This is a genomic window from Corynebacterium sp., from assembly GCF_022712195.1.
GTDB lineage: Bacteria > Actinomycetota > Actinomycetes > Mycobacteriales > Mycobacteriaceae > Corynebacterium.
The window spans coordinates 59588-73742 of sequence record NZ_JALAGY010000061.1 but is presented as its reverse complement, the minus strand read 5'-3'; the positions used below and the strand labels follow the sequence as shown (position 1 = coordinate 73742).

Genomic DNA, 14155 nt, shown 5'->3' with positions numbered 1-14155 from the left:
GTGCCGCCCCAGCCACCACCCGTCCGGCCCCCTCTCCTCCGGCGAGCGGACGGACACCCTGGACCGCCCCTGCCGTACGGCGTCCCGGCCGCAGTGGCTCCGGCACGCAGAAAACCGCCCGGGGAGTGTCTCCACTCTCCGGGCGGTTCCGTGTCTGTGCCAGGTAAAGGATTCGAACCTTTGAAGGCAATGCCGGCGGATTTACAGTCCGCTCCCTTTGGCCGCTCGGGCAACCTGGCGTGCACCTCACGGTGCGAGGGATACCCTACTACGACGCATCACCCAACCTGCAAATCAGCAGGTCAGTGCCTACTCCTACCCGAGCCGCCCCAGGGAGTAGTCCATGAGGTTCCGCAGCGCCGTCGTGGCGGGGATGTCCGGGAGCAGAGCCAGTTCCGCCTCCCCGAGTGCGCGGTAGCGTCCGACGTCCGCCAACGCACGCTCCCGTCCGTCGGACGCACGGATGAGGGTCAGTGCCTCATCGACGAGCTCGTCGTCCGTCACAGGGCCTGTGAGAAGTTCACGCAGGCGTGCCCCGCCCACGGTGTCCTCCCGCATCGCGTAGAGCACGGGGAGGGTGAAGACGCCCTCACGCAGATCGGTGCCGGGGGTCTTGCCGGACGTCTCCGGATCAGACCAGATGTCGATGATGTCGTCGACGATCTGGAAGACCTGCCCGAGGTGCCGCCCGAACCGGAACAGCGCGGCACGGTACTCCTCGGGCGCGCCGGCGTGCAGTGCGCCCAGGTAACCGGCCGAGGCGATGAGCACTCCGGTCTTCTCCTGGATGACCTGCATGTAGTGCTCGATGTCGTCCTCGCCCGCAGGCGGGCCGACAGTCTCACGCATCTGACCGGTGACGAGCTCGCCGAAGGTCTCGGCGAAGTGACGGACCGTCTCGGTGCCGAGGTCGGCCATCAGTCCGGAGGCGACGGCGAAGATGTAGTCCCCGGCGAGGATGGCCACGGAGTTCGACCAGCGGGCGTTCGCACTCGGGGCGCCCCGCCGACGCTCCGCCTCGTCCATCACGTCGTCGTGGTAGAGCGTGGCCAGGTGTGTGAGTTCGACGACGACGGCCGCGTCGGTGACGTCAGCGCGCGTACTGCTCTGCCCGTCCTGCCCGTACTGTGCCGCCAGCAGGGCGAACATCGGACGGAAGCGTTTCCCGCCGGAGACCGCGAGGTGGCTGATCTTGTCGGTGAGAAAGCTCTCCCCGGACGACAGGACCTCGCGGAGCCTGGCCTCCACACGTGCCAGGCCGTCCGGGACAGCGGTGTTCAGGTACTCGTCACCGAGATCGAGCCCCACCCGCACATCCGAGTTAGTGCTTGCCATGAATTACGTAGCCTCTGTCCGTCAAACGTCTTCTCTGGAAAATCTTGCTCCCCGCTACTGTAGACCAGCACCTCGGCACGAACCCAGACGAACGGCAACTGATCTCCCCGCGTGCCGGGCGGGGGTACGTGGCCGCCACGTGCCGCTGATTGTCCGTCCCGGTGCAGCGCCGTGCCAGAATGGTCGGCGATGAATGACACAGAGTGCGAAGTTCTCGTCGTCGGGGCCGGACCAGCGGGTTCCGCCGCAGCCCTGCGTGCCGCCCACGCCGGTCGCGACGTCCTCCTCGTGGACATGCAGGACTTCCCGCGCGACAAGACCTGCGGCGACGGGCTGACCCCGCGCGCCGTCCACGCGCTGGACCGGCTCGGGGCCTCCGACCTCGTCGCGACGACCGCAGGGCGTCCGGAGATCCGGGGGCTGAGACTCCACGGCTTCGGCGGCTCGGTCACCGCCCCGTGGCCCGACCACCCCGAGTTCCCCGCACGGGGAACGGCCGTGGCCCGCAGCGACCTCGACAACGCCCTCGTGGAGCGGGCCGTCGCCGCCGGGGCGCGGCTGGTCACGGGAAGCAAGGCCGTGGACGTGGAGACCGACCTGGTACGCGGGGCCCACCGGGTCCGTGCCGTGGTCCTCGCCGACGGCTCCAGGGTGCGTTGCCGTTACCTCGTCCTCGCCGAGGGCGTGCGCAGTGTGCTCGCCCGCACCCTCGGAGTGCAGTGGTTGCGCGGACTCGTCCACGGGGTGGCCGCCCGCTCCTACTGCCCCAGCCCCTTCGGCGACGAACCGTGGATCCACTCGCACCTGGAGCTCCGGGACTCCGACGGCGTCGCGCAGCCCGGGTACGGCTGGATCTTCCCGCTCGGCACCACCGGCGGGCACGGCTCCGCCGTGAACCTGGGGTGCGGGACGCTGTCGACCTCCCGGCGTCCGGCGAAGGTCAACGTCCGCAGGCTGCTGTCGTCCTACGCCGGGCAGTGCCGTGACGGGTGGCAGTTGGGTGAACCGACCCTCGTCGCCAGCGCGTTGCTGCCGATGGGCGGGGCCGTGACCCGCGTCGCCGGGGTGAACTGGGCCGCCGTCGGCGACACCGCCGCCCTGGTCAACCCGTTGAACGGTGAAGGCATCGACTACGCCCTCGAGTCCGGGGCCGACGTGGTCGACCTGCTCCCGGACGCCGACCGCTCCCCCGACGGACTGCGCCACCTGTGGCCCGACCACCTGCGGGGACGCTACGGCGACGCATTCTCCCTCGCCCGACGCGCGGCCACCCTGCTGACCAGGCCCGGGCTGCTGTCCGCGCTCGGCCCTCTGGGCATGCGGGGCCCTCTCGCCGAACCCCTGATGGGTACCGCCACCCGCCTGATGGGGAACCTGGTGACCCCGGAGGACAGGGACCTCACGGCGAGGGCCTGGTTGGCGGCGGGGCGTCTCAGCGGCGCCCACGACCGGTTCTGGCACGCGGAGTCACGGCCCCTGTTCGGGGCCTCCTGACCTGCTACTCCGCCGGCTTCGTCGCGCTGTGCAGCGCCGTGATCCCGAAGGTGAGGTTCTGCCACCCGCAGCCCTCCCACCCGGAGCTGTTGACCAGTGACGCCAGCGCCTCCTGGTCCGGCCACTCGCGGATAGACTCAGCCAGGTAGACGTAGGCCTCCGCGTTCGAGGAGACCGCCTTGGCGACCGCCGGCAGTGCCCGCATGAGGTACTCCATGTAGACCGTCCGGAACACCGGGACGACCGGGGTGGAGAACTCGCACACCGTGAGCCGTCCCCCCGGCCGGGTGACGCGGGCCATCTCCCGGAGGCCCGCCGCGGGGTCGACGATGTTGCGCAGCCCGAAGCTGATCGTCACCGCGTCGAAGGTGTTGTCCGGGAAGGGGAGGTTCATCCCGTCCCCGCACACCTTCGGCACGTCCCGGTCCCTGCCGGCGGCCAGCATTCCCGGGGAGAAGTCGCAGGCCACACACCAGGCGCCGGACTCGGAGAGCTCCACGGTGGACACCGCGGTGCCGGCGGCGAGGTCCAGGACCCGGTCCCCCGGGGCGAGGTCGAGACGACGGCGGGTCCGCTTCCGCCACACACGGTCCTGCCCGAAGGAGAGCACCGTGTTGGTCAGGTCGTAGTTCTTTCCGACGGCGTCGAACATGCGGGCGACGTCGGACGGGTTCTTCTCCAGGCTGGCTCGTGACACGGTGACCAAGCCTAGTCGATCGACGGGCCCTCCCCCGCCTTCCCCCGACGCCACCACAGCCGGACCGCCCCGAACAACAACCCCGTCACGGCCGTGGCCACCACCCACACAGACACGGCGGGGATCAGCGACAACGTCCACGCCCGCCCCTGGACCTTCACGTTCTCCGGGTCAGAACGCTGGTAGTCGACGTAGACCCGGTCCCCCCGGGACAACCCGGTCGGGTACTTCAGGCCCCGGTCCGGCTGGTGGTAGACCCCGGTGTCGTCGCGAAAGCGCACCAGCGTCGTCGCCCCCTCGCTGAGGACGTCCGCCACCGCGACACCACGGTCCCGGGAGATCTTCACGTCATTGACCGCCGCGTTGACCACGACCATGCCGCAGACCGCGGTGGCCAGGAGGAACAGCGCCAGCACCAGCTGCACCAGGCGGCGGTGGACCAGCGTCCGTGACGGACGGAAGGAGCGGATGAACGACGGAACCGTGAGCACGTCCGGCTACCCCTTCCCCGCCGGCGACACCGTGGTCTTCGCGGTGAGGTCCCGGTGCATCCGTTCCCGCGTGGCACGGGACACCACGGCCTCGAGCACCAGCAGGCCGCCGGCCCCCTCCGCGTGCTCCTCCAACGCCAGGACCAGCTCCTGCAGGGACTCCACCCGCCGGTGGTCGACCCCGTATCCCTCGCACAGGGCGCCGAGGTCCGCCCCCGTCGGTGTGCCGATGACCCGGTCGAACGCGGACGCCCCGTCGTCGAAGTGCCGCAGCCCGGACGCCCCGACCTCGAGCGTCTCGAAGATGGCGCCTCCGTCGTCGTTGGAGACCACGATCACGAGGTTCTCCGGGCGGGGCTCCCCCGGGCCCGCCGACAACCCGTTGATGTCGTGCAGGAAGGTCAGGTCCCCCATCAGCGCCACCGTCCGCGGCGCGCGCACCAGGTCCGGCTGCTCGGACGCGTGGGCCATCGCCACCCCCACCGCCGTGGAGACCGTCCCGTCGATGCCGGCGGCGCCGCGGCTGGCGGTCACGTCCACACCGGGGAAGGGCAGTCCGGTCAGCGAGGCGTCCCGCACGGCCGAGGACGCCCCGAGCACCACGGCGTCACCGTCGGCGAGACTGTCGGTCACGGCCGCGGCGACGTGCAGCCCGGTGAACCCCTCCCCGGCGATCTCGTCCCGCACCGCCTCAGCGGCGACCTCACCGGCGGCGGCGCAGGTGCGCAGCCACCCGCGGGGGTGCTCACCGGTGACCGTGACACCGTGCAGCGGGGCGGCCGTGTCCAGGTCCGTTCGTCCGACGGACGGCGCCGTCGCGCGGTCCGACACCGGGAACACCCGGATCCCCGGGTCCGCGAGCAGCCGGGCGATCCCGCGGTGCAGGGTGGGCCGTCCGATCAGCACGATCTGTTCAGGACGCGTCTGCGCCCGGTACCCGCCGTCGCCGACGTCCGCGCCGATCTCACCGGCGAACAGGCCCGCGGCCGCCGGATGCACCGGCGTGTCGGGCGCGGGGCAGCCGGGCTCGGCGATCGTGGGCACACCGGCCAGCTCGTCGAGGAGGTGCTGTGCCCAGACCTTGTCGCGCACGTCGCCGGCGACGACGAGGGTACGTCGCGACAGGTCCACCGGCGCCGAGGGCCGCGACGGTGTCCGCAGACCACCGGACGCCCGGACCGTGCCCTTCGCCTGCCCGTCAGCCTCCCTCGCCGCCAGGCTCACCTCCGCCGTCGACACCGGCACCAGAGGTTCGGCGAAGGGAATGTCGACCTGGACCCCGCCGGCGTCCACCGGGGACGTCGCCCGCAGGACGGAGTGCGCCACCTGCCCCCGGACGGCGTCCACGTCCACCGGCACGCCGGGGCGCGCTGCGGCGTCGATCCCCACCGCGGCCACCGCGTGGGTGCCGAAGATGCCGAACTGGTCGATCGTCTGGTTCGCCCCCGACCCCAGGAGCTCCCACGGCCGGTTCGCCGACACGACCACCAGCGGCACCCCCGCAGCCGTGGCCTCGACCATGGCGGGCAGGCAGTTCGCCACGGCCGTCCCCGAGGTCATCACCACCGGGACAGGACGGCCCGAACGTTTGGCCAGACCCAGGGCCAGGAAGGATCCCGAACGCTCGTCGGTGCGCACGTGCAGGCGCAGGCGGTGCAGGCGGTCGGCCTCGGCGAACGCCAGCGCCAACGGCGCCGACCGTGACCCCGGGCAGACGACGGCCTCCCGCACACCGTTGGCGATGAAGGCGTCCACGACGACCGCCGCGACCTGCGTGGCGGGGGACGGGGTCGGGACGGAGTCGTTGTGGTCGTGCGCGTGCATCCGTTCAGTCACAGCCCTGACGCTACCCGGATACGGCAGGTCGGCTGAAAACGGTGCCGGGAAAGCGGCGGGGCGGGACGGTCACCCCACCGCGCGGGCGAGGTGCCGTCCGGTCACCGTCCCGGAGGCCACCAGCTCCGCGGGCGTGCCCTCGAACACCACGCGGCCGCCCTCGTGCCCCGCCCCCGGCCCGATGTCGATGACGTGGTCGGCCGCCGCCATCACCGCCATGTCGTGCTCGATGACCACCAGGCTGTAGCCGTCGTCCACCAGGGACTGCATCATCGTCACCAGGATCCCGGTGTCCGCCAGGTGCAGGCCAGACGTCGGCTCGTCGAGCACGATCACGCTGGAACCGTCCGCCCCCTTCAGCCCCTCGCCGATCTTCGCGGCGAGCTTCAGCCGCTGGCGCTCGCCACCGGACAAGGTGTTCAGCGGCTGGCCCAGCCGCAGGTACCCGAGACCGACCTGCATCAGCCGTTCGAGCACCGCCGACACCCCACGCGACGCCGCGCCCGGGGGGACGTCCCCGGAGAAGAATTCCACGGCCCGACGCACCGTCATGTCCAGGACGTCGCTGATGCTGCGTCCGGCCAGGGTGAACTCCAGCACCTCCGGCCGGAAGCGCCGTCCCCCGCATTCCTCGCACGGGGTCGAGACACCCGCCATGATCGCCAGGTCGGTGTACACCACGCCGAGCCCGTTGCACACCGGGCAGGCGCCCTCGGAGTTCGGGCTGAACTGCGCCGGAGTGGCCCCGGCGGCCTTGTTCGCCCGGGCGAAGAGCTTGCGCACGTCGTCCAGCAGCCCCGTGTACGTCGCCGGGGTGGAGCGCCGCGATCCGCGGATTCCGGACTGGTCGACGACCGTCACCCCGTCGTGCCCGGTCAGCCCGCCGTGGATCAGCGACGACTTCCCTGAGCCTGCGACGCCGGTGACCACGGTCAGGACCCCGAGAGGCACGTCCACGGAGACGTCCTGCAGGTTGTTGACGCCCACGTGCTCCAGGTGGACGGCCCCGGTGGGTCGTCGCACCTCCTCCCGGAGCGACAGCCCGCGTTCGAGCGAGCGTGCGGTGAGCGTGCCGGCCCCGCGCAGTCCCGCGTAGGTCCCGGAGTAGACGACCTCGCCACCGGCCTCACCCGACCCCGGCCCGATGTCCACGACATGGTCGGCGGCCTCGATGACCTCCGGCTTGTGCTCCACCACCAGCACCGTGTTCCCCTTGTCGCGGATCCGCCGCAGCAGGCCGATCATGCGGTCGATGTCATGCGGGTGCAGCCCGATCGTGGGCTCGTCGAAGACGTACGTCACGTCCGACAACGGGGAACCGAGGTGGCGGATCATCTTCACCCGCTGCGCCTCACCGCCGGACAGGGTGCCCGCCGGACGGTCGAGGCTGAGGTAGCCCAGACCCACGTCGACGAGGTTGTCGAGCATGCCCGTCAGGCCGGACACCACCGGTCCCACGGACGGTTCGGTGTCCAGCCCCCGGACCAGACCCCGGAGCTCCGTGATCTGCGTGGAGTTCCATTCCCCGATGGTGCGCCCGGCCACCGTGGCGGTGCGCGACGCCTCCTTCAGGCGGGTGCCCCGGCAGTCCGGACACGGCCCGGTGGTGCTGATCCGCTCCACGAAGTTCACGATCTGCTTCTGCTTCGGCGGTGTGTCACGGTCGATCCACAGCCGGCGGATCCGGGTGACCAGCCCGTCGTAGCTGAGCGTGGAGAAGCCGCTGTTGTCCTCCTTGGGGACCTTGATCTTCTGTGACGGGGCATAGAGGAAGAACTCCCGTTGCTCGGGTGTGTAGTCCGCGACCGGGACGTCCGGGTCGAGCCGGCCGCACCTGGCGTAGGACGACCAGTACCAGTCACCCACACCGAATCCCGGGGCGTCGATCGCGCCGTCGTTCAGGGACCTGGACTCGTCGAGGAAGGCGGACAGGTCGAGCGTGGCACCGACACCGGTGCCTTCACAGGTGGGGCACCACCCCTCCGGGAGGTTGAAGGAGAAGTGGCCGGACGGCCCGACGTGGGGCTCGGAGAGCCTGCTGAACAGGATGCGGACCAGCGAGGAGGCGTCTGTCGCGGTGCCCACCGTGGACCGTGAGTTCGCGCCCATGCGCTCCTGGTCGATGATGATCGCCGGCGAGAGGTTCTCCAGCAGGTCGACGTCCGGACGCGGCAGGCTGGGCATGAACCCCTGGATGAAGGCGCTGTACGTCTCGTCGATGAGCCTGCGGGATTCCGCGGCGACGGTCCCGAAGACCAGCGAGGACTTCCCGGACCCGGAGACCCCGGTGACCACGGTGAGTTTCCGCTTGGGGATGTCGACGTCGATGTTCTTCAGGTTGTTGGCCCGGGCACCCCGGACATGGATCGTGTCGTGGCGGGAGTCGCTCATTGGACCTTTCATACAGGAAAAGTCCGTCCCCCGGGCACTCCCGCCGCCCTGCCGCCCGGCCTGCATCCGCCCGGTGGCTGCACCACCTGCGCCTACAGGTACCGGTGCGCGTCCGCGAGACGCGCCAGCCACCAGTCCCGGCGTGCCGCGGGCGCCTCCAGTGACTCCAGCCGGTCCGGGTCCGGGCTGAGCCGCTCCACGGTGAGCCGCCCGTCCACGATCTCGCGGGGGGCGCACACGTCCTCGGCGAACAGCGACCCCGTCGCCAGTCCCGCCGCCTGGGGTGCCACGACCATGTCCTCGTCGTCGGTGTAGCCCGGCAGGGTCGCCGCGGCCAGGATCCCGGCGTACATGCCCACCGCGGACTCGAGGGCCGAGGACACCGTCACCGCCACTCCGTAGCGTCCGACCTCCTCCGCGATCGCCCGGACCTGTGACACCCCGCCCAACGGTGCCGCCTTGAGCACCGCGACATCGCAGGCGCCCGCCTGGACCACCGCCAACGGGTCGCCGGACTTGCGGATCAGCTCGTCGGCGGCGACGCGGACCATCATCCCCCGCGAGCCGAGTCGGCGACGCAGCTCGGCCAGTTCGGCGACGGTGGCGCAGGGCTGCTCCATGTAGTCCAGCGGCCCACCGCCACGCGCGGGGTCGGTCAACGCCCGGGCGGCGGCGAAGGCCTCGTCCACGCTCCAGCCCGCGTTGGCGTCCACGCGGACGGCGACGCCGGGCCGGGCGTCCCGTACCGCACGCACGCGTGCCAGGTCGTCCTGGAGGGTCTGCCCCTTCTCCGCGACCTTCACCTTCACGGTGGTGCAGCCCGGGTAGCGTTCCAGCAGGCGGGCGACCGCCTCCGGGTCTGCCGCCACGTCGACGGCGGGGACGGTCGCGTTGACCTCGACCGACGACAGCGTCGGTGCGGGGGGACGCCCCCAGCCCAGTTCCACGGCGCTGCGCAGCCACCGGGCGGACTCCTGCGGCCCGTACTCGAGGAACGGCGCCCACTCCACCCACCCAGACGGAGCCTCCACGAGCATCAGCTCCCGTTCGGTGACGCCACGGAACGGGACACGCAGGGGGCAGGTGACGACCCGGGCCCGGTCGGCGAGTTCCGACAGGTCCGGTGTGACAGGTTCGGCGGGACGGTCAGACGGCTGCATGCCCACACCCTACGATGGTGACATGACAGACAATCCTTTTGACCCTTCCCAGTGGCGCGAGGTCCCCGGCTTCGACTTCGACGACATCACCTACCACCGGCACGCGGGCGACGGACGTGAGAACGGCATCGTGCGTATCGCCTTCGACCGGCCGGAGGTGCGCAACGCCTTCCGTCCGCACACCGTCGACGAGCTGTACCGGGCGCTCGACCACGCCCGGCGCTCCCCGGACGTCGGCACCATCCTGCTGACCGGGAACGGCCCGAGCCCGAAGGACGGCGGGTGGGCGTTCTGTTCGGGCGGCGACCAGCGCATCCGCGGCCGGTCGGGGTACCAGTACGCCACCGAGCATGACGGCGACGTCACCGCGGCGACCGCCGACAAGGTGGACGAGGCGCGGGTGAAGGCGGAGGGGGGACGGCTGCACATCCTCGAGGTGCAGCGCCTGATCCGCACGATGCCGAAGGTCGTCATCGCCGTGGTCAACGGCTGGGCCGCCGGTGGCGGGCACAGCCTGCACGTGGTCTGCGACCTGACCGTCGCCTCGCGTGAGCACGGGCGGTTCAAGCAGACCGACGCAGACGTCGGCTCCTTCGACGCCGGTTACGGTTCGGCGTACCTGGCCAAGCAGGTCGGCCAGAAGTACGCCCGTGAGATCTTCTTCCTGGGCCGGTCCTACTCCGCGGAACGGATGATGCAGATGGGCGCGGTGAACGAGGTCGCCGACCACGCCGAGCTGGAGCAGACCGCCGTGGAGTGGGCGCGTGCGATCAACGGCAAGTCCCCCACGGCACAGCGCATGCTGAAGTTCGCCTTCAACCTCTCCGACGACGGTCTGATGGGGCAGCAGGTCTTCGCCGGCGAGGCGACCCGCCTGGCGTACATGACCGACGAGGCCGTGGAGGGCCGTGACTCCTTCCTGGAGAAGCGGGCGCCGCGTTGGGACGAGTTCCCCTACTACTACTGAGACGAAGCTATGAATCTTGGGAATCCGCGGAGATTTCACTCCGAGGCAGCTGGCGACCGTGGGGTGTGTCAACGATTCGTCCGGCCCCGCACGTACCGCGCAGGTCATTCCTCTAGCACAACTCGGGATTTTCCCTTGAATTCACCCACTGTTTACCCGCTCCGCCGTCAGTGGCACCGACGGCATTGTCGGCGACCTGCGGTTTTCCCGACGACAGCGCCACTTAAGTGAATAGTATATACCCCCGTTTTTCACCCCCGCGCGTTTCCAGGGAGTAGACGTTTCCGCCGACAGGCGGAATATTCACATGATGTGACTGAGCTTCTTATCCTCCTGCTCGTGATCGGGACAGCCCTGGCGTTCGACTTCACCAACGGCTTCCACGACACCGCCAACGCGATGGCCACCTCCATCGCCACCAAAGCGCTGAAGCCGAAGACCGCCGTGGCCCTCGCCGGCCTGCTGAACCTGGTCGGGGCCTTCCTCTCGGTGGAGGTCGCCAAGACGGTCGCCAACGGGATCGTGAACCTCGAGGACTTCGACCTCAGCGTCGTCGCCGAGGCGGACAAACTCCTCCTCGTCGTCTTCGCCGGCCTCATCGGCGGCATCCTGTGGAACCTCTTCACCTGGCTCTTCGGCCTGCCTTCCAGCTCGTCCCACGCCCTGTTCGGCGGCCTGATCGGCGCCGCCATCGCCGCCCTCGGCATTTCCGGTGTCGTGTGGGACGGCGTGCTCCAGAAGATCATCGTCCCCGCCCTGGCCGCCCCGGTGATCGCCGGCCTGGTCGCCGCCGTCGGCACCGCCGGGGTGTTCAAGCTCACCCGCCGTACCCGCGAAGGCGAGCGCGACAACCTGTTCCGCCTCGGTCAGATCGGTTCAGCCTCACTCGTCGCCCTCGCCCACGGCACCTCGGACGCGCAGAAGACCATGGGCGTGATCTTCCTCGCCCTCGTCGCCAGCGGGAACCTGGACGCCGCCGCAGACATGCCCTTCTGGGTCACCGCGAGCTGCGCGATCGCCATCGCCGCAGGCACCTACGCCGGCGGGTGGCGCGTGATCCGCACCCTGGGCAAGGGCCTGGTGGAGATCACCTCCCCGCAGGGCATGGCCGCCGAGACCTCGTCCGCCGCCATCATCCTGACCTCCGCCCACATGGGCATGGCGCTGTCCACCACCCACGTGGCCACCGGCTCCATCCTCGGTTCCGGCGTGGGCAAGCCGGGAGCGAAGGTCCGGTGGGGTGTCGCCGGCCGGATGGGCATCGCCTGGATCACCACCCTGCCCCTCGCCGCGGCAGTCTCCTGGCTGGTCTGGACCCTGTCCAACCTCGTCGCCGAAGCCACGTCGATGGCCGTCGGCTCACTGTTCTCCTTCCTGATCCTCGCCACCGGTGTCGGCCTGATCGTGTACAAGGCCCGGAAGCAGCCGGTGCACGCCGACAACGTCAACGAGGACTGGGACGAGCACGGACTGACCCCTGACACGGCCTCCCCGACGGCGTCGGCCCCGTCCTCCGACACCGACTCCGCCGACACCCTGGTCCACGCCCTCGCCGGCGCCGGCCCTGCCACCGAGGCCGGCACCGTCGACGACCCGGGCCTGGGACGTGGCGACCCGGCCACCGTCCTCGACACCTCCGCAGCACACTCCACCGCGACCAGCAGGGAGAACTGACCATGACCATCCTCGAATCACTGCTCCAGGTCACCCTCGCGGGGCTCGTGCTGGGCGCGGGGCTGCCGATCCTCTTCGGTGTCGGCATCCGGCTGTGGGTCCCCGCCTCAGACGGCGCTGCCGGTGCTGCCGGTGCAGACGGCGCTGACGGTGCCGCGACGCGCACCGCCCCGTGGCGCCGCACCGCCGCCGTGGTCATCTTCGGCGTGATCGCCCTGTCGATCCTCCTCGGGCTGCTCTGGATCACCCAGGGCCGGATCTACACCGCCTTCGGCTGGGATGTCTTCGGCACCGCCGGCCAGGCCGGCGGACACTGACACGACACGCCAGAAAGTCGCTTCACGCAGGGTAAAAACAGATAATACTTGACGACTCCCATTGTTTGTATCTACCATCTCTGGGAGATCGTCATCGTATTGTCCGTCCGTCCCGCCGCCCCGGCGCCGACCCGCCTGAAGGAAGTGAAAGCCCGTGCAGTACCCGACATCCATCACCCGGCCGCTGGTCCGGCTCTTCGACTGGTACCGCAGGCCAGGCACCGGAGTTCACAGCGCCACCGACAGCACCGTGCTCGGCGTGCTGCCCGGTACCCGCTCCACCCAGGCTGCCCAGGCTGCCCAGGCGACAATCACCCTCCGCCGCGACGTCCGGCCCGAGCACACCGGACCGAACATCAGGGTGTTCTCCCCCGCCGACCTCGGCGCGGGCACCGACGCGGTCGACGTGGTGGGCCTGCTGGTCGACGAAGGCCGAACCCCCGCCACCCCTCAGGAGGTCCGGGCCGCGTTCCGCTCCCTGACAGGCCGTCGTCCCACGACCGCGGAGGCCACCGCGGCCTGCACCGCCGTCGCTGCCTTCGGACTGCTGGCCTGACACGGCCGGTCACACCACGGCGCCACCGCCGTCCGGCGTAGCGTGGTCGTCGTGAAGCTCGAAGCACTCCCCCTCGACCTCGACCCACGGAGCGTCGCCGACGCCGTCCCGGTGCTGGAGGACCTCCTCGCCGGACGCCGCGCCGTGCTCCCCACGGCCCCGGGCCAGGCCCGGGAACTCCTCTCACAGATGGCCGCTTCCGAGGATGAGCCGCCCGGCACCCTCATCGCGTGCACCTCCGGATCCACCGGCCAGCCCAAGGGCGCACGCCTGCGCACCCGGAACCTCACCGCCTCCGCCGAGGCGACCGCCGCCTACCTCGCCGCACGCCACGGCACCGGCACCGGCCCCTGGCTCCTGGCACTGCCGCCGCACCACATCGCCGGACTCCAGGTCATCCTGCGGTCCCTCCACGCCGGCCACTCCCCCACCGTCCTCCCCGGCGGACGGTTCACAGCGGAGGCCTTCACGCAGGCCACCGCCGCACTGCGGTCCGCGCACCCGACGGGGGACCTGCACACCTCCCTCGTCCCGACCCAGCTGCACCGCCTCATGGAGGACGACCGGGGCCGCGCGGCACTGCGCGAGTACGCCGCCGTCCTCGTCGGCGGGGCCGCGACGAGCCCCGCCCTCGCTGACGCCGCACTAGGCCAGGACATCCGGGTCGTCCTCACCTACGGCTCGTCGGAGACCGCCGGCGGGATGGTCTACGACGGACGTGCCCTGCCCGGGACCCGGGTGTCGGTCGACCACGCGTCCGGACGCGTCCTGCTGTCCGGCCCGACCGTCGCCGACGGTTACCGCAACGTCTCCGGCCCCGTCGAGGACGACGCCTTCCCCGTCCGCGGCACCTTCCGCACCAGCGACCTCGGCAGCATCGAGGACGGCGTACTCACCGTCCGCGGACGGGCCGACGGCGCCATCAACAGCGGCGGCATGAAGATCCTGCCCGAGGAGGTGGAGACCGCCCTCGGCGACCTGGGGTTCACCGCCTGTGTCGTGGGGCTGCCGGACTCCGACTGGGGCGAGGCAGTCACCGCGCTCGTCGAGATCCCCACCGACACCCCAGCCGAACGCACGGCACAGCTGCGCGCCGCCATGAAGGACGCCGGACTGCCGGCCCACCTCATCCCCCGCCGTGTCCTGAGCACCCGGCGCCTGCCCACCACCGGGCCGGGCAAGGTGGACCGTCGGGCTGTCCGCGACGAACTGCGGACTAGGCTGGAGGCCTGAGAAC

General features: G+C 70.8%; 12 protein-coding genes and 1 tRNA gene. 6 read left to right on the top strand and 7 right to left on the bottom strand.

Annotated features, from left to right (window positions below):
- Positions 1–157: 157 nt before the first annotated feature.
- A tRNA-Tyr gene (locus Q0A34_RS07915) sits at positions 158–239 on the bottom strand.
- 76 nt (positions 240–315) lie between these two features.
- On the bottom strand, positions 316–1335 hold the full coding sequence (locus Q0A34_RS07910) for a polyprenyl synthetase family protein (RefSeq protein WP_291479451.1): 1020 nt from the start codon (positions 1333–1335) through the stop codon (positions 316–318).
- Between the two features lie 189 nt (positions 1336–1524).
- Between Q0A34_RS07910 and Q0A34_RS07905 the strand changes: the two genes are divergently transcribed.
- Positions 1525–2829, top strand: coding sequence for a geranylgeranyl reductase family protein (locus Q0A34_RS07905; protein ID WP_291479450.1), 1305 nt, complete (start codon positions 1525–1527; stop codon positions 2827–2829).
- A gap of 4 nt (positions 2830–2833) precedes the next feature.
- On the opposite strand, the gene Q0A34_RS07900 is transcribed toward Q0A34_RS07905, so the two are convergent.
- The 5 genes from Q0A34_RS07900 to Q0A34_RS07880 form a co-directional block, all read right to left on the bottom strand.
- Complete coding sequence (locus tag Q0A34_RS07900; protein ID WP_291479449.1) at positions 2834–3526, bottom strand: demethylmenaquinone methyltransferase; 693 nt, start codon at positions 3524–3526, stop codon at positions 2834–2836.
- Between the two features lie 11 nt (positions 3527–3537).
- Positions 3538–4017 (bottom strand): DUF3592 domain-containing protein, encoded by a 480-nt coding sequence (locus Q0A34_RS07895; RefSeq protein ID WP_291479448.1) that lies wholly within the window; start codon positions 4015–4017, stop codon positions 3538–3540.
- Positions 4018–4023: 6 nt separating this feature from the next.
- Entirely contained in the window at positions 4024–5853 is a 1830-nt protein-coding gene (menD, locus tag Q0A34_RS07890; protein ID WP_363316437.1) for a 2-succinyl-5-enolpyruvyl-6-hydroxy-3-cyclohexene-1-carboxylic-acid synthase, read from the bottom strand.
- 69 nt (positions 5854–5922) lie between these two features.
- Positions 5923–8244, bottom strand: coding sequence for an excinuclease ABC subunit UvrA (locus Q0A34_RS07885; RefSeq protein ID WP_291479447.1), 2322 nt, complete (start codon positions 8242–8244; stop codon positions 5923–5925).
- Between the two features lie 92 nt (positions 8245–8336).
- A complete protein-coding gene (locus tag Q0A34_RS07880) occupies positions 8337–9404 on the bottom strand; it encodes an o-succinylbenzoate synthase (protein WP_291479446.1) in 1068 nt (355 codons plus the stop codon).
- Between the two features lie 22 nt (positions 9405–9426).
- Here Q0A34_RS07880 and Q0A34_RS07875 point away from each other — a divergent pair, with 22 nt between their 5' ends.
- From Q0A34_RS07875 to Q0A34_RS07855, 5 genes are all read left to right on the top strand, one after another.
- Positions 9427–10371: a 1,4-dihydroxy-2-naphthoyl-CoA synthase gene (locus tag Q0A34_RS07875; protein WP_291479445.1), complete on the top strand. Its 945-nt coding sequence runs from the start codon at positions 9427–9429 to the stop codon at positions 10369–10371.
- Between the two features lie 312 nt (positions 10372–10683).
- Positions 10684–12045 (top strand): inorganic phosphate transporter, encoded by a 1362-nt coding sequence (locus tag Q0A34_RS07870; RefSeq protein WP_291479444.1) that lies wholly within the window; start codon positions 10684–10686, stop codon positions 12043–12045.
- Between the two features lie 2 nt (positions 12046–12047).
- Positions 12048–12362, top strand: coding sequence for a hypothetical protein (locus tag Q0A34_RS07865; RefSeq protein ID WP_291479443.1), 315 nt, complete (start codon positions 12048–12050; stop codon positions 12360–12362).
- A gap of 154 nt (positions 12363–12516) precedes the next feature.
- Complete coding sequence (locus tag Q0A34_RS07860) at positions 12517–12918, top strand: hypothetical protein (RefSeq protein WP_291479442.1); 402 nt, start codon at positions 12517–12519, stop codon at positions 12916–12918.
- Between the two features lie 51 nt (positions 12919–12969).
- The gene (locus tag Q0A34_RS07855) at positions 12970–14151 is read left to right on the top strand and encodes an AMP-binding protein (RefSeq protein ID WP_291479441.1); all 1182 of its coding nucleotides are present in this window, start codon (positions 12970–12972) and stop codon (positions 14149–14151) included.
- Positions 14152–14155: the final 4 nt, after the last annotated feature.

Bases quoted from the DNA above. Each gene is read 5' to 3' on its own strand.
- Q0A34_RS07910 (WP_291479451.1), bottom strand. From the start codon at position 1,335: ATGGCAAGCACTAACTCGGATGTGCGGGTGGGGCTCGATCTCGGTGAC.
- Q0A34_RS07905 (WP_291479450.1), top strand. From the start codon at position 1,525: ATGAATGACACAGAGTGCGAAGTTCTCGTCGTCGGGGCCGGACCAGCG.
- Q0A34_RS07885 (WP_291479447.1), bottom strand. From the start codon at position 8,244: ATGAGCGACTCCCGCCACGACACGATCCATGTCCGGGGTGCCCGGGCC.
- Q0A34_RS07880 (WP_291479446.1), bottom strand. From the start codon at position 9,404: ATGCAGCCGTCTGACCGTCCCGCCGAACCTGTCACACCGGACCTGTCG.
- Q0A34_RS07875 (WP_291479445.1), top strand. From the start codon at position 9,427: ATGACAGACAATCCTTTTGACCCTTCCCAGTGGCGCGAGGTCCCCGGC.
- Q0A34_RS07865 (WP_291479443.1), top strand. From the start codon at position 12,048: ATGACCATCCTCGAATCACTGCTCCAGGTCACCCTCGCGGGGCTCGTG.